The following is an 18,642-nucleotide window of genomic DNA, read 5'->3' on the forward strand; positions in this document are numbered from 1 at the left end:
TTCTTCCGTCGTGCGAACAGAACAGCTGGAATACATCGCGGCGGTCACCCGGCTCGGTTCGTTGCGTCGGGCCGCGGAGGAACTACGGCTGTCCCAGCCCGCGTTGAGCGAGACCGTGCGGAACCTGGAGCGGGAGCTCGGAGTGGATCTCCTGGAGCGCAAGCGGTCCGGCGCCACCATGAGCGCGTCGGGCCGGGAGCTCCTGCCGCACATCATCGGGGTGCTGGACGCGGTGGACCGGCTGCGTTCGGCGGCGGGCGAGCAGCACCGGATCAGCCGGATGGTGCGGGTCGGCACGGTGAACGCGGCGACCGTGCCGCTGCTCATCCCGGTGGTGCGGGAGTTCCGCGCGGCGCATCCCGTCACCCAGGTCGAGGTGGTGGGCGCCCAGCAGACCGACATCCACCGGATCCTGCTGGAGGGCGGGTTCGACCTGGGCCTGGTCAACCATCTGGAGGGCGACGACGTGCCCGCCGAGTTCGAGTCGACCGAGTTGCTGCGCGGCCGGCCGGTCGTGTGCGTGCGGCCGGACAGCCCGCTGGCCTCGGGCCCGTCGGTGTCGGTGGACGACCTGCTCGACGTACCGCTGATCGGGATGCGGTCGGGCTATGTCATGCATCGCTACGTCCATCGGCTGCTCGACGGGCGCGGCCTGTCCTTCGCGTACTCCACCGACGGGGCGGAGATGGGCAAGCTCATGGTGGCCGAGGGGCTGGGCGCGACGGTCCTGCCCGACTTCAGTGTGATCGGCGATCCGCTGGAGCGGCTCGGGGCGCTCACCCACCGGCCGATCAGCGGCGACACGACACGGGTGCTGCTGATGCTGCAACGGCGTCGGGCGGAATCCGTGCCCCAGGCCGCGCGGGACCTGCACGAGGTCTTCGTACGGACGGCACGGACGCTGAGCGCGACGCCCGAGGCGCCGTAGGGACGGGGCCTGCCGGGGCCACCGTCCCGCAGCGCCCGGGCCGCGTCCGCCCGCCCGGCCGCGGGGGATTCAGTCCTCGTCGCCGAGCGGAACCACGACGAGGAAGGCGTCCGACTTCAGGTCCATCACCACGGTCGCGGGCTCCCCCTCGGCCCGCCGCCGCGCCGCGTACTCCTCCGCGGGCCACGATCCTCGTGGGGATCCTGCGGGGAATCGCTCCAACACCTTCGCGCCCATAGCGGCAGACACCTCCCGTGCGAAACGGACAACCTCTCCGGGGAGCGGTTGCCCCGGATCGGCGCGATCATGTTCAGTCCCGTGCCGACGCCTCGTCACCCGCCTTGCCGCGGCCGTGGCCGAGCCGTCCCGGCCACCAGGCGGGGGCGCCGATGTCCCGCACCAGCGCGGGCACCAGCAGCGAGCGCACGACGAGCGTGTCGAGCAGGACACCGAAGGCGACGATGAAGGCGATCTGGGCGAGGAAGGCCAGCGGGATCACCCCGAGCGCGGCGAACGTGGCGGCGAGCACCACGCCGGCCGAGGTGATGACGCCGCCGGTGGTGACCAGACCCCGCAGGACACCCTCCCGGACCCCGTGCCGCAGGGACTCCTCGCGGACCCGGGACATGAGGAAGATGTTGTAGTCGACGCCCAGCGCCACGAGGAACACGAAGCCGTACAGCGGCACGGACGGATCGGTGCCGCTGAAGCCGAACACATGCCGGAACACCAGACCGGAGACGCCGAGGGTGGCGAGGAAGTTCAGCGCCACCGTTGCCACCAGCAACGCGGGCAGCAGCAACGAGCGCAGCAGGGCCGTCAGGATGAGGAAGATGATGGCGAGGACGACGGGGACGATGAGGGTGCGGTCGCGTTCGGCGGTGCGCAGGGTGTCGTACCGCTGGGCCGTGTAGCCGCCGACGAGGGCGTCCGCGCCGGGCACGGCGTGCAGCGAGGTGCGCAGGCGCGCCACGGTCCGCAGGGCCGCGTCGCCGTCGGCGGCGAGGGTGACGTCGACCCGGACCCGCCCGTCGACCACCAGGGGTTCGCCCCCGGGCCGGCCGGACGCGGTGGCCCCGGCCGCCGAGGCGACGCCCTCGGTACCCCGGGCCGCGGTGAGGACCTCCGCCAGCCGGCCGGCGTCCGCGATCACCACGGTGGGGTTGCCGGAGCCGCCGGGGAAGTGCCGGCCCAGGGTCTCCTGCGCCGCGACGGAGGGGGCGTCGTTGACGAAGGTCTCGTCGAGGGGGACGCCCTTCGAGGCGAGCGTCGGGGCGAAGGCGGCCCCGGCCAGCAGGACGGCGAGCGTCACCGCCCAGACCCGGCGCGGCGCCCGGTCGACCAGGTCGGCGACGCGCCGCCAGACGCCTTGGCCCGCGCCGCCCGCGGTCGTACGGGCGGGCCAGTACGCGGCCTTGCCGAGGAGGACCAGCACGGCGGGCAGGAAGGTCAGCGTGCTGAGCACGGCGCAGCCGATGCCGATGGCGCCGACCGGTCCGAGCGCGCGGTTGTTGGTGAGGTCGCTGAGCAGCAGGGCGAGCAGCCCCAGGGCGACGGTCGCGGCGCTGGCCACGACGGCGCCCCAGGACTTGCGCAGCGCGGCCGTGATGGCGGCGAACCGGTCGGTGCGCGCGGCGAGTTCCTCCCGGAAGCGGGCGGTGAGCAGCAGGGCGTAGTCGGTGGCGGCGCCGATCACGAGGATGGAGAGGATGCCCTGGACCTGTCCGTCGACGCGCACCACGTCGTGGTCGGCGAGCGCGTACACGACCGCGCAGGCGAGGCCGAGGGCGAAGACCGCGCCGAGGATGATCACCAGGGGGAGCAGCACGCTGCGGTACACGAGCAGCAGGATGACGAGGACGGTGGCCAGCGCGACGCCGAGCAGCAGCCCGTCGATGCCGGCGAAGGCGTCGGACAGGTCGGCCTGGGTCGCGGCCGGGCCGGCCAGCCGGACCGTCGCGCCGGGGACGCGTTCGGCGGCGGCGCGGATCCGGTCGAGAGCGGGGGCGAGGTCGTCCCCGAGGTCGGGGCGCAGGGGCACCACGCCCTCTATGGCCTCCCCGTCCTCGGAGAGCAGCGCGGGCGACACGTCACCGGACACGCTGCGGTCGTCGGCGAGGGAGGCGAGGGCCCGGCCGGCGGCGTCCAGCCGGCCCTCGATGGCGGTCCCGCCGGTTGCGGCCTCGGCGTCCTGGGTCCAGACGACGATCGCCGGGAGCGTCTCGTTCTGCCGGAAGGCGCGTTGCGCGGCGATGACCTCGGTGGACTCGGCGCTGCGCGGCAGGAAGGCGGCCTGGTCGTTGGTGGCGACCTCGCCCAGCCGTCCGGCGTAGGGGCCGAGGACACCGCCGACGCCGAGCCATACGGCGACGAGGAGGACCGGGACGAGCCAGCGGGCGCGTCGGGGGGTGGTGGACATCGTTCTCCAGCTCGGAAAGGGCCCAGAAGGGATGCAAAAGGGCTCTGAAAGGGCTCGGGCAGCGGCACAGACAGCTCGACGACACAGGTATCTCAACAACAAACAATCTCAATGATTGAGTAAGTTGCCGCCGAGTGATCGTAGACGCTGCCAGTCCTTCTGCCCTCGGCCGGTCCCCGGATGCGGCGGCCCGCGGCTTTTTCAGCGCCCGGGAGCGGTGATCCCGGAGAGTTCCTCACCCATCGCCGTGAGGAAGCGCAGCACCACCGACAGCTCCTCCTCGGTGAACCGCGAGCGCGCGGCCGAGGTCGCCTCGGCCAGCGGCCGGAAGTAGGTGCGGGCCACCGACCGGGCGTCTGCCGCGTAGTACAGGTGGACCACCCTGCGGTCGGCGCTCTCCCGGACCCGGCGGATGTGTCCCGCGCGCTCCAGCCGGTCGACACACGCGGTGACCGCGCCGGAGGTGAGCCCGAGATGCTCGCGCAGCCGCTTCGGGGTCATCGGCCCGTCCGCGTCCAGGATCGCGGCGAGCGCCTGGACGTCCGTCGCGTGCAGTCCCTGGTCGCCCGCGAACCCGTGCGTCAGCCGGTTGATCTCGCCGTTCATCCGCCGCAGCCGAACGGCGAAGGCGTGCAGGTCGGTCGGCGTCCCGGACGCCTCGGACGGCTGTTCCGGCACCCGCCCCTCACGGTCGTTCGCTGTGGCCACGGGACCAGCGTAGTCGCCGCCCGCGATCACTCGTTCGTGCGCACAAGCCCCGGACGCATCCGTGGCACTCCCGCGCGTGGAAGCGATCTGCGAGAGGGCCACCGACGCGAAGGAGCGAGGACTCATGACCGCAGACGGCAGCGGCACACTGTGCCTGGTGACCGGCGCCACGGGATACATCGGCGGCCGGCTCGTCCCGGAGCTGCTGGCGGCGGGCCACCGGGTGCGCTGCCTGGCCCGCTCCCCCGACCGGCTGCGCGACCACCCGTGGGCCGGCGACGTCGAACGGGTGCGCGGGGACGTCACGGACGCCGCGTCGGTCGCCGCGGCCCTGGAGGGCGTCGACGTCGCGTACTACCTGGTGCACGCGCTGGGCAGTGGCGACGACTTCGAGGAGACCGACCGGCGGGCGGCACGGATCTTCGGCGAGCGGGCGCGGGCGGCGGGCGTGCGCCGCGTGGTCTATCTCGGCGGCCTCACACCGGCCGGGGTGCCCGAGCGGGAGCTCTCGCCGCATCTGCGCTCACGCGCCGAGGTGGGGCGGATCCTGCTGGACTCGGGCGTCCCCACCACCGTGCTGCGGGCCGCGGTGGTGATCGGCTCGGGCTCGGTCTCCTTCGAGATGCTGCGCTATCTGACCGAGCGGCTGCCGGTGATGGTCACTCCGAGCTGGGTGCACACCCGGATCCAGCCCGTGGCCGTCCGTGACGTGCTGCGCGCCCTCGTCGGCTCCGCCGGGATGCCGGACGACGTCAGCCGGGCCTTCGACATCGGCGGCCCGGACGTCCTGACGTACCGCGAGATGATGATCCGCTACGCCGCCATCGCCGAACTGCCCCGCCGGCTCATCCTGTCCGTGCCGATGCTCACCCCCGGCCTGTCCAGCCACTGGGTCGGCCTGGTGACCCCGGTACCGGCCTCGATCGCGCGGCCGCTCACCGAGTCGCTGCGGCACGAGGTGGTCTGCCACGAGCGGGACATCGCCCGGTACGTGCCGGACCCGCCCGGCCATCCGCTCGGCTTCGACGAGGCGGTCCGGCTCGCCCTGCGCAGCGTGCGGGAGGCGCGGGTCGCCACCCGGTGGTCCTCCGCTTCCTTCCCGGGCGCCCCCAGCGACCCGCTGCCCACCGACCCCGGCTGGGCCGGCGGCAGCCTCTACACCGACCGCCGCGAACTGCCCGTCGACGCCCCCAGGGAGTCGCTGTGGCGGGTGATCGAGGGCATCGGCGGCGACAACGGCTGGTACTCCTTCCCGCTCGCGTGGGCCGTCCGCGGCCGGCTCGACCGGCTGGTCGGCGGGGTGGGGCTGCGCCGCGGCCGCCGGGACGCCGCCAGGTTGCGGGTGGGCGACTCGCTGGACTTCTGGCGGGTCGAGGAGATCGAGCCGGGACACCTGCTCCGGCTGCGGGCCGAGATGCGGCTGCCGGGCCTGGCCTGGCTGGAGATGTACGCGGAGACGGACACCGGCGGCCGCACCCGCTTCCGTCAGCGCGCGCTGTTCCATCCGCACGGGCTGCTCGGCCACGCCTACTGGTGGAGCGTCTCCCCCTTCCACGCCCTCGTGTTCGGCGGCATGGCCCGCAACATCGCCCAGGCGGCGGTGGCGGACGCGGCGGCGCGGGCGCGGGAGCCGGTCCGCTGACCGCCGGGTGCGGAGACCCGCCCGTCGGCCGCCCCCTGCATCCGCCGAACCCCGCTTCCCGGAAGCAGTTGACCGTCCGAACCCCTGCCCCGGAGCCCTGCCATGAACGTCTCGGTCGTCCTGTTCACCGCGGACCTGCGTCTGCACGACCACCCGCCGCTGCGCGCGGCCCTCGACGGGGCGCGGCAGGTGGTCCCGCTGTTCGTGCGCGACCGGGCCGTGGACGCCGCCGGGTTCGCCGCGCCGAACCGGCTGGCGTTCCTCGCCGACTGTCTGCGCGATCTCGACGCGGGGCTGCGCGAGCGGGGCGGCCGGCTCGTCGTGCGCTCGGGCGACCTGGTCGAGCAGGTGTGCCGGGTGGCAGCCGAGGCGGACGCGGACGAGGTCCATCTGGCCGCCGACGGGAGCGCGCACGCGCGGCGCCGCGAGGAACGGCTGCGGCGCGCCCTGGAGTCGGAGGGCGTGCGGCTGCATGTGCACGACGCGGTGACGACCGCCGTCGGTCCCGGCGCGGTGACCCCGGCCTCCTCGGACCACTTCGCCGTCTTCACCCCGTACTTCCGGCACTGGTCGCAGTGGCGGCTGCGCGAGCCGCTCGACGCGCCGCGCACCGTGCGGGTGCCGGACGGGGTCGGTTCGGAGGAGCCGCCCTCCCGGAAGGGACTGCCGGGGCTGTCGCCGGGGCTGGCCGAGGGGGGCGAGGAGGAGGGCCGCGAGCGGGCCGCCGCCTGGCTGCGGTCGGGCATCGGCGCCTACGAGGACCGGCACGACGACCTGGCGGGCGACGCGACCTCCCGGTTCTCGCCGCATCTGCACTTCGGCACCCTGTCCCCGGTGGAGCTGGTGCACCGGGCCCGCCGCGCGGGCGGGCCGGGAGCCGAGGCGTTCGTGCGGCAGCTGGCCTGGCGCGACTTCCACCGTCAGGTACTGGCGGCCCGGCCCGCCGCGGCGAGCGCCGACTACCGCACCAAGCACGACCGCTGGCGTTCGGAGCGGACGGCGGGCGAGGACGTCGAGGCCTGGCGGGACGGCCGTACCGGCTATCCGGTGGTGGACGCGGCGATGCGGCAGCTGCGCCACGAGGGGTGGATGCACAACCGGGGCCGGCTGCTCACCGCGAGCTTCCTCACCAAGACGCTGTACGTCGACTGGCGCGTCGGCGCCCGGCACTTCCTGGATCTGCTGGTCGACGGGGACGTGGCCAACAACCAGCTCAACTGGCAGTGGATGGCGGGCACCGGCACCGACTCACGGCCCAACCGGGTCCTCAACCCCGTCACCCAGGCGAAGCGGTACGACCCCGACGGGACGTACGTACGGCGCTGGCTGCCGGAGCTCGAGGGGGTGGCGGCGCCCGCGGTGCACGAGCCGTGGAAGCTGCCGGGCCCGGACCGGGCGGCGCTCGACTACCCGGACCCGATCGTCGAGCTCTCCGAGGGACTCGCCCGCTTCAAGCGGGCCAGGGAGCGCTCCTGAGCGTCCGTCGCCCTTCGCCCTTCGCCCGCCCTCCTCGCCCCTCCTCACCAGCGGGGTGCCGCGCTCAGCAGCAGGTCGCGGACCCGGGTCACGTCCGGGTTCTCCACCGCGCCGGGACGCTGGACGAGGAACGCCGTGTTGATCGGCGGGTCCGCCGGCTCGTGGAGCGGGACGAGGGCGCCGGAGGCCAGTTCGCCCAGGCAGAGGTAGCGGGGCAGCACGGTGATCCCCGCCCCCGCGACGACCGCGGCAAGCACCCCGCGCAGGTCCGGCACGGTCACCGCGGCGGAACCCGACAGCCGCCGGCCGAAGACGTGCCGCCAGTAGCGGCGCGCGATGGGGAGGTCCTCGGCGTAGGTGACCAGCGGGACGGAGTGCAGGGCCGCCGGACCGTCGGCGGCCAGCGGCCCGCGCAGCCGGTCGGCCCACGCCGGCGCGGCGACCAGCACGAACTCCTCGTCCGTCAGCGGGACCGAGGTCAGCGTGCGGCCGCGCGGCCGGGTGGTGGCGATGACCAGGTCGTGCCGTCCCGCCCGCAGCTCCTCGAGCAGCGGGTCGGTCAGTCCGGTGGCGACGCGCAGCCGGACTCCCCCGGCCACCAGCGGCGCCAGCGCCGGGAGCGCGCGGGTGCACAGGATCTCGGCGGGCCCGGCGAGATGCACCGGGTCGGCCCGGCCGGCCGCCGGGTCCGGCCCGGCCACGGTGGCCAGTTCGTCGAGCGGCGCGGAGACGCGGGCCGCGAGCTCGTCGGCGACGGCGGTCGGCGAGACGCCTCGCGGGAGCCGCTCGAACAGCTCACGCCCGGCCTGTCGCTCCAGTGCGCGCATCTGCGTCGTCACGGTCGGCTGGGACAGCCCCAGCAGCTGCGCGGCTCCGGTGAACGAGCCCGAGCGGTACACGGCGAGGAAGGTGCGCAGCAGGTTCAGGTCGAGATGCTCGGCGGGTCGGCCGTCGGTGTGTTCCACCGGGCCCAGTATTCCTTCCTCAGCCATAGGAAGCCCTATGCCGGGCATTGGAATCCTCATTGGATCCCTATGCCTCGACCGCCTAGGTTCGGCAGGGCACCACACGCGCCGGGTCCGCGATCGCGAAACCCGGCACCGACACCCCCGGAGTTCACCCATGGCCAAGATCCTCTTCGTGCTGACCGGCGCCGACCACTGGACGCTCGCCGACGGCACCCTGCACCCCACCGGCTTCTGGGCGGAGGAGGCCGCCGCCCCGTACGAGGCGTTCCGGGCGGCCGGCCACGAGGTCGTCGTCGCCACGCCCGGCGGGGTCGTCCCCACCGTGGACCGGGGCAGCCTGGCCGCGGCGGTCAACGGCGGTCAGGAGGGCGCCGACCGGGTCGCCGGCGTGCTCGACGCCATGACGGAGCTGCGTCGGCCGGTACGGCTGGAGGACGTGGACCTCGACGAGTACGCGGCCGTCTTCTACCCGGGCGGGCACGGCCCGATGGAGGACCTGGCGGTCGACGCGGTCTCCGGCCGGATCCTGGTCGACGCCCTCCGCTCGGGCAGGCCCCTCGGCGTCGTCTGCCACGGCCCCGCGGCGCTGCTCGCCGCGGTGACCGAGGACGGCTCCAACGCCTTCGCGGGCTACCGGGTCGCCGCGTTCACCAACGCGGAGGAGTTCCAGGCCGGTCTGGGCGAGCGGGCCGAGTGGCTGCTCCAGGACCGGCTGACCGAGGCGGGCGTCGAGGTCCTGGTCGGCGAGCCGTGGGCGCCGCACGTGGTGGTGGACCGCAACCTGGTCACCGGACAGAACCCCGCCTCCTCCGCCCCGCTCGCCGCGGAGCTGCTCAAGCACCTCGGCTGACGCGCGCGGGACGGGCGGACGGGGCTCGTCAGGCCGTGTAGGCCCCGGCCAGGATCGTCAGGGCGTCGCCCAGGCCGGTCGGGCGGGGCAGGCCCGGGGTGGGGCGGCCGGCCCAGCCGGGTCCTGCGAGCACCACGGTCGGGGCCCGCCGGGCTCCGGTGACGCCCCAGCGGGTCTCGGCGACGTGCCGGGCGAGGGGCAGGCTCGCGGTGGAGCGGGCCTGGGCCCACAGGACCACGGCGACCGGGCCCAGCCGCTGCACGGCCGCGGTCAACGCCTCGACGGGCACGGCCGCACCGAACATCCGGGTGGGGACGTCGAGTTGACCGAGCCCCGCGTTCAGCGCCTCCAGCGGCAGGCTGTGCTGCTCGCCCGGCACGCAGGCCAGCACCACCGGCCCGGGACCGCCCGCCGCGTCCCCCGACACGACAGGGCGGGTGGCGCTGCGCAGGGCGGTGGAGACGTGCCAGGAGAGCAGGTGCTCCACCTCGACGTACCGGTCGCCGGACGAGGCCCACTTGCGCCCCACGGCGTGCAGCGTCGGGACCATCACCTCCTGCCAGGCGACGGTGAGTCCGTGTCGTTCGACGGCCGTGGTGAGCTGCTCCGCGACGGCCGGCGCGTCGAGCCGCACGGCGGCGCGGGCCAGCCCCCGGCACTCCTGGCGGACGTCACCGCCGAACGGGAGGGCCCCGGCCGCGGCGGGCCGTTCGGCGACCGCGCCCACCGCCTCCGGGGACGGCGGCAGCACCCCCTCCTTCGCCGCCCGGGCCGCGTCCGCCGGCGGCACACCGGACGAGGTGAGCCGGCACATCGTCTCCAGTACCGCCACGTCGCCCGGCCGCCAGCGCCGGTGCCGTCCGTCATCGCGGACGGCGGGCCCGATGCCGTACCTGCGGTCCCAGGAACGCAGGGTGGTGGGTGCCACGCCCAGTCGGCGGGCCAGCGCCCCGGTCGTCAGGCCGGCGTCGTCGGGGCTCGGGAATGCGCTCATAGGGCGACGATACGACGCAGAAACGACGCATGTTGAGGCGCCTGGTGCGCGGCTCGCAGGATGAGCTCACCGGGGCCCGCCCCGGAGGACGTCCCGGAGCGGCCTGAGCGCAGGCCGCCCGACGCGAGGAGCCGTCGTCATGAGCCCGCAGCCGACCGTCGTACCCCGTCCCGTCCCGACCGAGGAGTCGCTCGCCGACGAGGAACTCGCCCGGGGCCTGGCGTCGGGGGACGAGGAGTCCCTGGCCGCCGTGTACCACCGCTGGCGCACCCTGGTGCACACGCTCGCCCGGCGTTCCCTGGGCGACACCAGGGAGGCCGAGGACGTCACCCAGCAGGTGTTCCTCGGGGTGTGGAGCGGTCGCGCCGGCTACCGGCCGGAGCGGGGCGCGCTCGGCGGCTGGATCGTGGGCATCACCCGGCGCAAGATCGCCGACGCGCTGGCCGCCCGGACCCGCCGCCAGGAACTCGTCGTCTCGGCCGGCTCCTGGCTGACCCTGCGCGACCCCGGCCGCGGTCGTCCCGAGGAGGCCCTCGACCGGGTGCTGGTGCGCGGCGAGCTCGCCCGGCTCCCGGCCCCCCAGCGGCAGGTGCTGCGGCTGACCTTCTACGAGGACCTGACACAGACGCAGATCGCCGAGCGCACGGGCTGGCCGCTGGGGACGGTCAAGAGCCACGCCCGGCGCGGCCTGCTGCGGCTGCGCGGCCGCCTGGAGCCCGGGCCGTACGGCTGAGACACCCCTTCCGCACGCGCGTTCCCCGGGCGAACCCGATTTCGACGCACAAACGCTGCATTCGAGTCGGCCGAGGAATCGCGGGCGCGGACCAATCCCCCGCCCCTCGCGCACCGGATTACGCCCGGACATACCGCACTCCCGAAGGATCCCCCGTGAAAGAAGCCGTTCACATCGGCCGGAACCCGGCCTCCCAGCCGGATCCCCAAGAACTGCTCGGCGCGGTGGCCCTGGGCGACCAGGAGGCCTTCGCCGGTCTCTACGACATCGTCGCGGGGCCGGTGCTGGGGGTGGTGCGCGCGGTGCTGCGCGACCGGGCGCAGTCGGAGGAGGTCGCCCAGGAGGTACTGGTGGAGGTGTGGCGCTCGGCTCCCCGCTACCGGCCCGAGCGCGGCTCGGCCGTCAACTGGGTCCTGACCATGGCGCACCAGCGGGCCGTGGACCGGGTCCGCTCGGTGCAGGCCGCGGCCGCGCGCGAGCACCGGGCCGCCCTGCTCGACCACGCGCCCGAGTACGACGAGGTCATCGAACAGGTGGAGGCCCGGCTCGAACGGGAGCAGGTACGGCGCTGTCTGCGCACGCTGACCGAGCTCCAGCGGCAGGCGGTGGAGCTCGCCTACTACCGGGGGCTGACCTACCGGCAGGTCGCCGAGGCCCTGGCCGTGCCCCTCGGCACGGTCAAGACCCGGCTCCGCGACGGACTGATCCGGCTGCGCGACTGCCTGGGGGTGAGCGCGTGATCACGTCGGATCTGCACACGCTGTCGGGCGCGTACGCCCTGCACGCCCTGGAGGACGACGAACGCGCCGCCTTCGAACGCCATCTCGCGGACTGCGAGGCCTGTGCCCGTGAGGTCGCGGAGTTCACCGCGACGGCCGCCCGGCTGGGGCTGGCGGTGTCGCTGCGGCCGACGCCCGGCGGCCGGGACCAGGTGCTGCGGCGGATCGCCGAGGTGCGGCAGGCCACCCCGGCCAGGACGCCCTGGGACCGCTCGGAACGCAGGTCACGAAGGGCGTGGTGGGCGTCCCGCTGGGTGCTGGCCGCCTGCCTGGCGGCGACGGCGGGGCTGGGCGGCACGACCGTGTGGCAGTACCAGCGCGCCGAGGACGCCCGGGCCGAGGCCGGCCGCTCCGAGCGCGCGTCCGCGGAGCTGTCCGCGGTGCTCGCCGCGCCCGACGCCCGCTCGCGCACGGTCCGGCTGGCGGACGGGGCCGAGGGGACCGTGGTCGTGTCCGCGAGCCGCGACCGGGCCGTGTTCCTCGCCGCCGGGATGGCGGAGCCGCCCGGCGGCAAGGTCTATCAGCTGTGGTTCGACGAGCACGGCGTCATGCGCGACGCGGGGCTGATGGACCCGCGTCGCACGAGTCAGGCGGTGGTCCTGCGGGGGGCGGTCGACGACGCGTCCGCGGTGGGCATCACGGTCGAGCCGGCGGGCGGTTCGAAGGAGCCCACCTCGGCGCCCGTCGCGCTGCTGCCGTTCCCCGCCTGACCGGGCCGGACGGCCGCCCGGGTCAGCGCCCGGGCGGCCACGGGAAGAAGCCGCTCGTTCGCGAGACGTACTCGGCGTAGCCGGGCCGCTCGGCCATGTGGCGTTCCAGGAGCGGCATTCCGCTGCCCCTGATCAGCAGGAAGCTCATCACGACCGGGGAGACGAAGCCGACCAGCGCCGAGGAGGCGGAGTCGCACGCGACGAGGAAGAGACCCCACCAGACACAGAAGTCACCGAAGTAGTTCGGGTGCCGGGTCCAGCGCCACAGGCCGCGGTCCATGACCCGGCCCCGGTTGGCCGGATCCGCCTTGAAGCGGGCGAGCTGGGCGTCGCCCACCGCCTCGAAGAACATCCCCGCCGCCCACAGCGCCGTGCCGGCCCAGGCGAACGCGGTCATCGGCGCCGGCACGTACTGCGCGGCCTGGACCGGCAGCGACACCAGCCAGACCAGCGCGCCCTGGAGCAGGTACACCATGCGCAGCGCGTACAGGTTCCGGCTGCCGGGAGCCTTCGCCAGCATCGCCTCGTAGCGCGGATCCTCTCCGTGGCCCCGGCCCCGGCGTGCGATGTGCACGGCCAGCCGCATCCCCCACACGGCCGTCAGGACGGTCACCAGGACACGGCGCCCCGTGTCGCCGTGTCCGGCGGAGACCGCGCAGGTCACGAGGGCGACGGCGGTGAAGGCGACTCCCCAGGCGACGTCCACGAGACGGTGCACCCCCTTGCGCACGGCCAGCGCGAAGGTGACGAGCAGCACGGCGAGGACGGCCGCTGCGGCCCAGGCGAGGTTGAGCGCGAACGCGCCCCAGGGAAACCCGCTCATGACCGCTCCAGCCCTCGGTACCAGTTCTCCGGACTGCCGGGCATCCCGCTGTCGCCCAGCGAGGTCGGCCGCACGCAGAGGATCTGGTCGACGCCCATGCGGCCCTCCTCGAAGGCGAGCGCCCCGCCGACCAGGTAGAGCCGCCACACCCGGGCCGTCTCCTCGCCGACGAGCCGCACCACGTCGGCCCAACGGTCCTCCAGGGTGCGGTGCCAGGCGGCGACGGTGCGCACGTAATGCTCGCGCAGCGACTCGGCGGACCGCACCTCGAGCCCGGCGCCCTCCAGGAGCGTGACGGTCTCGCCGAGCGGCCGCATGTGCATGTCGGGAGCGATGTACGCCTCGATGAACGGACCGCCGCCGGGCGCGTTCCGCCCGCGCGACATCTGCTGCACGAGCACCCGGCCGCGCGGGCGGACCAGCCGGCGCAGCGCGGCGGCGAAGGCGGGGTACTCGGCGTCCCCGACGTGCTCGCCCATCTCGATGGTGGCGACGGCGTCGTAGGCCCCGCCGTCGATGTCCCGGTAGTCCTGGCACACCACCTCGACCCGGTGCTCCAGGCCCCGTTCACGCACCTTGCGCCGTACGTACGCGGCCTGCTCGTGCGCCAGGGTGACGGCGGTGACCTGCGCCTTGTGCTGCTCGGCGGCGTACAGGGTGAGCGAGCCCCAGCCGCACCCGATGTCGAGCAGCCGGGCGCCGGGGACGACGGCGAGCTTGCGGCAGACCAGCTCCAGCTTGGCGTACTGGGCCTCGGCCGGGGTGCGGTCGGGTTCCTCGTCCGCCCAGTAGCCGCAGGAGTAGGCCATCGGCTCGCCGAGGAGGAGGCGGTAGAAGTCGTTGGACAGGTCGTAGTGGTGGCTGATCGCGGCCCGGTCGCGGGCCCGGCTGTGGAGGCCGCCGCGGAGCCGGGCCTGGGCGGCGGGCGGGGCCGGACGCGGTCCGACGGCGCCGAGCCGCAGCGCCTCGGCCGCGGCGCGGGTGCGGTCGGCGAGGGCGGGCCGCGGGGTGTGCGGGCCCCGTTCCCGGGCGGCCGCCCAGAGGGTGCGCAGCGCGTGCGCGAGATCGCCCTCGATGTCGAGTTCGCCGGTCACATAGGCCTGGGCGAGGCCGAGTTCGCCGGGTTCCCAGAGCAGGCGGCGCAGGGCGCGGCGGGAGCGTACGACCACGACGGGGCCGTCGGCCGGGCCCGCCTCGCTGCCGTCCCAGGCGCGCAGCCGGACGGGCAGCGCCGTGCCGAGCGCGTCCTCGACGAGAGCGGCGAGCCGTCGGGCGGTGCCGGGCCGCGTGGTGCGGGCGGTGCGCGGGTCGGTCATCGGGTCGGGTCCTCCTTGGCGAACAGGTACTGCTGGACGTCGAGGTAGCCGGAGCGGAAGCCGGCCTCGGAGTAGGCGAGGTAGAGGGTCCACATCCGGCGGAAGGTGGCGTCGAAGCCGAGGGCGGCGACCTCGTCGGCGCGCTCGGTGAACCGCTCGCGCCACAGCCGCAGCGTCTCGGCGTAGTGCGCGCCGAAGCCGTCTCGGCGGGCGACGGTCAGCCGGGTGTGGTCGCGGACCGTGCGCTCGACGGCCTCGACGGAGGGCAGCAGGCCGCCGGGGAAGATGTACTTCTGGATCCAGGTGTGGGTGTCCCGGCTGGCCAGCATCCGCTCGTGGGGCATCGTGATGGCCTGGAGGGCGGCCCGGCCGCCGGGGGCGAGGCGGTCGTCGAGGGTGCGGAAGTAGACCGGCCAGAACTCCTCGCCGACGGCTTCGACCATCTCTACGCTCACGACGGCGTCGTAACTGCCGCGTGCCTCGCGGTAGTCGCACAGCTCGACCGAGACCCGGTCGGCGAGGCCGGCGTCCCGGACCCGGGCGAGGGCGAGGTCGCGCTGTTCGCCGGAGAGGGTGAGCGAGGTGACCCGGGCGCCGCGCGCCGCGGCCCGGAGCGCCAGTTCGCCCCAGCCGGTGCCGATCTCCAGCAGCCGGGTGCCGCTGCGGACGCGGGCGAGGTCGAGCAGCCGGTCGATCTTGCGGTGCTGGGCGGCGGCGAGCAGGTCCCAGTGCGCGGGGAAGCCGCGGAAGAGAGCCGACGAATAGGTGAGCGTGTCGTCCAGGAACAGCGTGAACAGGTCGTTGGACAGGTCGTAGTGGCGGCTGATGTTGGCGCGGGCGTTGTCCGGGGTGTTGCGCCGGTGGTGCGGCTGGCGCTGTGCCCAGCGACCGCGCAGGCGCTGGAGCGGGGCGGGGATCAGGTCGGCCGCGTGGGCGGCGAGCACCGTGAGCGGGGCGACCAGGTCGGGCGCGTCCCACTCGCCGGCCATGTAGGACTCGCCGAAGCCGATCAGGCCGTGGGCGCCGATCCGGGCGTGGAAGGCGCGCGGGTCCCGGATCTCCAGCAGCGGTCCGCCCCGGCCCACTGTGGTGCCGTCCGCGTAGCGTGCCCGCAGGGGCAGCCGGTCCAGCGCCCGGCGGACGACGGCGCCGGTCACGGCGGTGCGAAAGCGTGAGGCGGACGGCGGTGCGGTCACGCCGGGCCGGTGTGCGGCCTCCGAGTGCGGGACGGCGTGGCAGTCGCCCCGCCGCGCGGTGGCGGGACGGGGCTCGACGTACGTCATGGGTTGTTCTCTCCGGTGCGGTGGTCGGGACGGGGTCGGACGGGCAGGCCGCGCAGGTACAGGCGGATGCCGTGCAGTCGGATGGCCGCGGATACGGCGACGGTGGACCAGGGGCGGCGCAGCGCCAGGCGCAGCAGCCGCCCGTTCGTCGCTTCCCGTCGTGTGCCCCGCACGGTTGCGGTGAAGGGGCGTCCGCCCTCGCGGTCGAGGTGCACGGTGAGGTCCAGCCGCTCGTCCGGCCTGGGCAGCCGCATGCGGTAGTGGCCGTCGACGGGGAAGAACGGCGAGACGTAGAACTCCTTGTCGGTCCGTGCCCTGCCGTCGGCGTCCGTGTCGAGCAGGTAGCAGTGGCGTTCGCCGTAGGTGTTGTGGACCTCGGCGACCACGCAGCGCGGCTCGCCGTCGGGGCCGTGGCACCAGTAGAGGGTGAGCGGGTTGAAGACGTGTCCGAGCACCCGGGCCTGGGTGAGCATGAGCACCGGGCCGCCCGCCAGGTCGACGCCGCGCGCCGCCAGGAAGGCGTCCAGGCCCGCCCTGAGGCCGGGCCCGTCGCCGGTGAAGTGGTCGCGCGCGTCGAAGCGGGCCAACGCCCGTAGCGCACGCGGGAGTTCGGGCGGACGGTCGACGTCGACCAGCCACAGGTGGGTACGGTGGCGCAGCACGTACCGGACGGGTGCGGTGCGCACGTGGGTGATCGTGCAGGGGTACAGGGCGGGTGTCGTCACGGTGACCCGCTCGGACCGCTCGGCCCGCTCGGCCCCCTCGCCCCGGCCGGTCCCCTCGGCCGTCTCGACCCGGCCGGCGCCCTCGGTCCCCTCGGCCTTCGCGGTCCGCGTGCTCCGGGGCGTCACCACCGCACCCCCAGCGCGGCCGCCGCCGTCACTCCGGAACGGCAGCCGTCCTCGTGGAACCCCCAGCCGTGGTAGGCGCCCGCGAACGCGGTGACGGTGGTGTTCAGGCCGGGCAGTTCCCGCTGGGCCGCGACCGACTCCGGTGTGTAGACCGGGTGTTCGTAGGCCATGCGGGCGAGGATCCGGCCGGGGTCGACGCGGTCCTCGCCGCCGAGGGTGACCAGGTACGGCTCGGCCGCGTCGAGCCGCTGGAGCCGGTTCATGTCGTAGCTGACCCGGACGTGGTCGGCGCCCGTGCCGCAGGACGGCATCAGGTAGTTCCAGGAGGCCCGGGCGCGACGGGCGCGCGGGAGGACCGCGGTGTCGGTGTGCAGGAGGGTGACGTTGCGCGCGTAGCGGAACGCGCCGAGCACCTCCTTCTCCCGCGGGGTGGCGTCGGCGAGCATCCGCAGCGCCTGGTCGGGGTGGACGGCGATCACCACGGCGTCGTAGGCCTCGGTCACGCCGTCGTCGGTGGTAATCTCGGCGCCGCCAGCGGTGCGCCGCACGGCCCGTACGGGGGCGCCGGTGCGGACGGCGTCCAGCTGCTCGGCGACCCGGTCGACGTACGCGCGCGAGCCGCCGGTCACCGTGCGCCACAGGGGGGAGCCGCCGATCCCGAGCATCCCGTGGTGCTCCAGGAACCGGAACAGGTAGGCGGCCGGGTAGCGCTGGGCGGTGACGGCGTCGCAGGACCAGACCGCCGCGACGACCGGCGTCATGAAGTGCGCGCGGAAATAGGCGGAGAAGCCCTCGCGGTCGAGGAACTCCCCCAGGGTGAAGGTGTCCTCGGCTCCGTGGGCGAGCAGTCGGCGGGCCGCGCGGTGGAAGGCGGGCACCTCGGCGAGCATGCGCAGATAGGGAAGGCGCACGGCGTTGCGCGGCCGGGCCAGGAGGCCGGCGGGGCCGCGGGCTCCGGCGTACTCGAGTCCGCAGCCGTCGCACCGTACGGACATGCTCATCTCCGACTCCTGGGTGGAGACGCCCAGATCGTCGAAGAGCCGCAGCAGATGGGGGTAGGTCCGTCGGTTGTGCACGATGAACCCGGAGTCGACGCGGTGGGTCCGCCCGTCGGGTGCCGTGAGGTCGTGGGTGTGGGCGTGTCCGCCGAGCCGGTCGTCGGCCTCGTAGAGGGTGACCCGGCGGTTTCCGCGACGCAGCACATGCGCGGCGGTCAGCCCGGCCACCCCGCTGCCCACGACCGCCGTCCGCCGCCCGTCGGACCCGCCTGCGGGTCCCCCGCGCGGCTCGCCGCCGGTCGCCGCTGTCGTCCGCACCATCGTCCGCTCCTCCCGCTCGGCCCCGGTCCGGGCCCGTCGCGGGTAATCCGAGACCGCGGCGGGCGCGGATTGGCCGTAGGACGGGATTCTTTATCAGGAGGGACGAATGATCGGATATGCGAACAGTATGTTCGACCTCTACACATAAAGACCAAATAAGAGCAGAATGAAGAGGCGCGGCACTTACCGCACACCGCTCCGCAGCGGTCGGGCCTGCAAGTCGAAGGAGACGAATCATGGCCAACGTCTCGCCCACCAGAGGTGACATGTCGACGCACCCCGATGTTCCCGAGATGCAGGCGAGGTACGCCCGCATGCTCGGCGGTCGTGATGTGGCGCTCGTGGACGGACCGGTGTTCCTGCTCGGTCTGTACTGCGCCGTGTCCCCGTGGATCCTCCACTACACCGCAAGCCAGCCCGCGCTCATGACGCACAACCTGATCGTCGGGATCGCGATCGGCCTGCTGGCCCTCGGCTTCACCGCGGCTCCCGCACGGATGTACGGCCTGAGCTGGGCCATGTGCGCGCTGGGCATCTGGATGATCATCGCGCCGTGGGTCGTCGGCGACAGCCCCGACGCCGGCGTCGTGGTCAACAACATCGTCATCGGCGCCCTGGCCCTGATCCTCGGGCTGATGTGCACCGCGACGGTGGCCAAGAGCACCCCGCAGTCGTAGGGACCCCGTCGCAACCGGACGACGGCCGGGCCGGTCCGCCCACGCGGACCGGCCCGGCCGTCGTGCGGGTTCCGCCGGGTCACGGCGGGTCACGGCGGGCCGGACGACGTCGGCGTGCGGCCAAGGGTCGAAGCCGACCCGGGAGCGCCGGTCACGGCTTCCCGGG

Annotated in this window: 18 protein-coding genes; 8 read left to right on the forward strand and 10 right to left on the reverse strand. The window is 74.4% G+C overall.

The genetic code is table 11. The annotated features are described in order from the left end of the window. Positions 1-10 precede the first annotated feature (10 nt). On the forward strand, positions 11-928 hold the full coding sequence (locus tag ABT070_RS29830; RefSeq protein ID WP_351764987.1) for a LysR family transcriptional regulator: 918 nt from the start codon (positions 11-13) through the stop codon (positions 926-928). A 69-nt stretch (positions 929-997) separates the two neighbouring features. On the opposite strand, the gene ABT070_RS29835 is transcribed toward ABT070_RS29830, so the two are convergent. The 3 genes from ABT070_RS29835 to ABT070_RS29845 all read right to left on the reverse strand — a co-directional run bounded on the left by ABT070_RS29835 (position 998) and on the right by ABT070_RS29845 (position 4,055). Further along, positions 998-1,165, reverse strand: coding sequence for a DUF8839 family protein (locus ABT070_RS29835; RefSeq protein WP_199920247.1), 168 nt, complete (start codon positions 1,163-1,165; stop codon positions 998-1,000). A 73-nt stretch (positions 1,166-1,238) separates the two neighbouring features. Next, positions 1,239-3,347: an MMPL family transporter gene (locus ABT070_RS29840; protein ID WP_351764990.1), complete on the reverse strand. Its 2,109-nt coding sequence runs from the start codon at positions 3,345-3,347 to the stop codon at positions 1,239-1,241. Between the two features lie 201 nt (positions 3,348-3,548). Beyond that, positions 3,549-4,055: a MarR family winged helix-turn-helix transcriptional regulator gene (locus ABT070_RS29845; RefSeq protein WP_451099803.1), complete on the reverse strand. Its 507-nt coding sequence runs from the start codon at positions 4,053-4,055 to the stop codon at positions 3,549-3,551. A gap of 124 nt (positions 4,056-4,179) precedes the next feature. Between ABT070_RS29845 and ABT070_RS29850 the strand changes: the two genes are divergently transcribed. Together ABT070_RS29850 and ABT070_RS29855 are read left to right on the forward strand one after the other, a co-directional pair. Continuing rightward, entirely contained in the window at positions 4,180-5,697 is a 1,518-nt protein-coding gene (locus ABT070_RS29850) for an SDR family oxidoreductase (protein WP_351764992.1), read from the forward strand. Positions 5,698-5,799: 102 nt separating this feature from the next. Beyond that, complete coding sequence (locus ABT070_RS29855; protein ID WP_351764994.1) at positions 5,800-7,173, forward strand: cryptochrome/photolyase family protein; 1,374 nt, start codon at positions 5,800-5,802, stop codon at positions 7,171-7,173. A gap of 44 nt (positions 7,174-7,217) precedes the next feature. Here ABT070_RS29855 and ABT070_RS29860 read toward each other — a convergent pair whose 3' ends face one another. Next, positions 7,218-8,165 carry a LysR family transcriptional regulator gene (locus ABT070_RS29860; protein WP_451099801.1) on the reverse strand — a complete coding sequence of 316 codons (948 nt, stop codon included), beginning with the start codon at positions 8,163-8,165 and terminating at the stop codon, positions 7,218-7,220. Positions 8,166-8,295: 130 nt separating this feature from the next. Between ABT070_RS29860 and ABT070_RS29865 the strand changes: the two genes are divergently transcribed. Continuing rightward, entirely contained in the window at positions 8,296-8,991 is a 696-nt protein-coding gene (locus ABT070_RS29865) for a type 1 glutamine amidotransferase domain-containing protein (RefSeq protein WP_351764997.1), read from the forward strand. 28 nt (positions 8,992-9,019) lie between these two features. Here the strand turns inward: ABT070_RS29865 and ABT070_RS29870 are convergent, their stop codons facing one another. Further along, on the reverse strand, positions 9,020-9,985 hold the full coding sequence (locus ABT070_RS29870; RefSeq protein ID WP_351764999.1) for a MerR family transcriptional regulator: 966 nt from the start codon (positions 9,983-9,985) through the stop codon (positions 9,020-9,022). Between the two features lie 139 nt (positions 9,986-10,124). On the opposite strand from ABT070_RS29870, the gene ABT070_RS29875 reads away from it, so the two are divergent. The 3 genes from ABT070_RS29875 (at position 10,125) to ABT070_RS29885 (ending at position 12,207) form a co-directional block, all read left to right on the forward strand. Further along, positions 10,125-10,718, forward strand: a complete 594-nt coding sequence (locus ABT070_RS29875; RefSeq protein ID WP_351765001.1) for a sigma-70 family RNA polymerase sigma factor — start codon at positions 10,125-10,127, stop codon at positions 10,716-10,718. A 155-nt stretch (positions 10,719-10,873) separates the two neighbouring features. Then, positions 10,874-11,458 (forward strand): sigma-70 family RNA polymerase sigma factor, encoded by a 585-nt coding sequence (locus tag ABT070_RS29880; protein WP_171395289.1) that lies wholly within the window; start codon positions 10,874-10,876, stop codon positions 11,456-11,458. Continuing rightward, a complete protein-coding gene (locus ABT070_RS29885) occupies positions 11,455-12,207 on the forward strand; it encodes an anti-sigma factor (protein WP_351765003.1) in 753 nt (250 codons plus the stop codon). Before ABT070_RS29880 ends, ABT070_RS29885 begins: the two co-directional genes overlap by 4 nt. A 22-nt stretch (positions 12,208-12,229) precedes the next feature. Here ABT070_RS29885 and ABT070_RS29890 read toward each other — a convergent pair whose 3' ends face one another. The 5 genes from ABT070_RS29890 to ABT070_RS29910 form a co-directional block, all read right to left on the reverse strand. Further along, entirely contained in the window at positions 12,230-13,030 is an 801-nt protein-coding gene (locus ABT070_RS29890; RefSeq protein WP_351765005.1) for a DUF1295 domain-containing protein, read from the reverse strand. After that, positions 13,027-14,346, reverse strand: coding sequence for a class I SAM-dependent methyltransferase (locus tag ABT070_RS29895; protein WP_351765007.1), 1,320 nt, complete (start codon positions 14,344-14,346; stop codon positions 13,027-13,029). The genes ABT070_RS29890 and ABT070_RS29895 overlap by 4 nt, the downstream gene beginning before the upstream one ends. Then, positions 14,343-15,629: a class I SAM-dependent methyltransferase gene (locus tag ABT070_RS29900; RefSeq protein WP_351765009.1), complete on the reverse strand. Its 1,287-nt coding sequence runs from the start codon at positions 15,627-15,629 to the stop codon at positions 14,343-14,345. Before ABT070_RS29900 ends, ABT070_RS29895 begins: the two co-directional genes overlap by 4 nt. Further along, positions 15,626-16,354 (reverse strand): DUF1365 domain-containing protein, encoded by a 729-nt coding sequence (locus tag ABT070_RS29905; RefSeq protein WP_351765088.1) that lies wholly within the window; start codon positions 16,352-16,354, stop codon positions 15,626-15,628. Before ABT070_RS29905 ends, ABT070_RS29900 begins: the two co-directional genes overlap by 4 nt. Before the next feature lie 122 nt (positions 16,355-16,476). Continuing rightward, positions 16,477-17,799: an NAD(P)/FAD-dependent oxidoreductase gene (locus ABT070_RS29910; protein ID WP_351765011.1), complete on the reverse strand. Its 1,323-nt coding sequence runs from the start codon at positions 17,797-17,799 to the stop codon at positions 16,477-16,479. A gap of 236 nt (positions 17,800-18,035) precedes the next feature. On the opposite strand from ABT070_RS29910, the gene ABT070_RS29915 reads away from it, so the two are divergent. Continuing rightward, complete coding sequence (locus tag ABT070_RS29915) at positions 18,036-18,476, forward strand: SPW repeat protein (protein WP_351765013.1); 441 nt, start codon at positions 18,036-18,038, stop codon at positions 18,474-18,476. The last annotated feature ends 166 nt before the right edge of the window (positions 18,477-18,642 follow it).

The sequence above is a fragment of the Streptomyces sp. NPDC002884 genome, assembly GCF_040295245.1.
Classification (GTDB): Bacteria; Actinomycetota; Actinomycetes; order Streptomycetales; family Streptomycetaceae; genus Streptomyces.

Excerpts from the sequence above, each read along its gene's own strand:
- ABT070_RS29900 (WP_351765009.1), bottom strand. The coding sequence starts at position 15,629 with ATGACGTACGTCGAGCCCCGTCCCGCCACCGCGCGGCGGGGCGACTGC.
- ABT070_RS29835 (WP_199920247.1), bottom strand. The coding sequence starts at position 1,165 with ATGGGCGCGAAGGTGTTGGAGCGATTCCCCGCAGGATCCCCACGAGGA.
- ABT070_RS29915 (WP_351765013.1), top strand. The coding sequence starts at position 18,036 with ATGGCCAACGTCTCGCCCACCAGAGGTGACATGTCGACGCACCCCGAT.
- ABT070_RS29840 (WP_351764990.1), bottom strand. The coding sequence starts at position 3,347 with ATGTCCACCACCCCCCGACGCGCCCGCTGGCTCGTCCCGGTCCTCCTC.
- ABT070_RS29890 (WP_351765005.1), bottom strand. The coding sequence starts at position 13,030 with ATGAGCGGGTTTCCCTGGGGCGCGTTCGCGCTCAACCTCGCCTGGGCC.
- ABT070_RS29850 (WP_351764992.1), top strand. The coding sequence starts at position 4,180 with ATGACCGCAGACGGCAGCGGCACACTGTGCCTGGTGACCGGCGCCACG.
- ABT070_RS29910 (WP_351765011.1), bottom strand. The coding sequence starts at position 17,799 with ATGGTGCGGACGACAGCGGCGACCGGCGGCGAGCCGCGCGGGGGACCC.
- ABT070_RS29870 (WP_351764999.1), bottom strand. The coding sequence starts at position 9,985 with ATGAGCGCATTCCCGAGCCCCGACGACGCCGGCCTGACGACCGGGGCG.
- ABT070_RS29855 (WP_351764994.1), top strand. The coding sequence starts at position 5,800 with ATGAACGTCTCGGTCGTCCTGTTCACCGCGGACCTGCGTCTGCACGAC.
- ABT070_RS29865 (WP_351764997.1), top strand. The coding sequence starts at position 8,296 with ATGGCCAAGATCCTCTTCGTGCTGACCGGCGCCGACCACTGGACGCTC.
- ABT070_RS29860 (WP_451099801.1), bottom strand. The coding sequence starts at position 8,165 with ATGGCTGAGGAAGGAATACTGGGCCCGGTGGAACACACCGACGGCCGA.
- ABT070_RS29895 (WP_351765007.1), bottom strand. The coding sequence starts at position 14,346 with ATGACCGACCCGCGCACCGCCCGCACCACGCGGCCCGGCACCGCCCGA.
- ABT070_RS29875 (WP_351765001.1), top strand. The coding sequence starts at position 10,125 with ATGAGCCCGCAGCCGACCGTCGTACCCCGTCCCGTCCCGACCGAGGAG.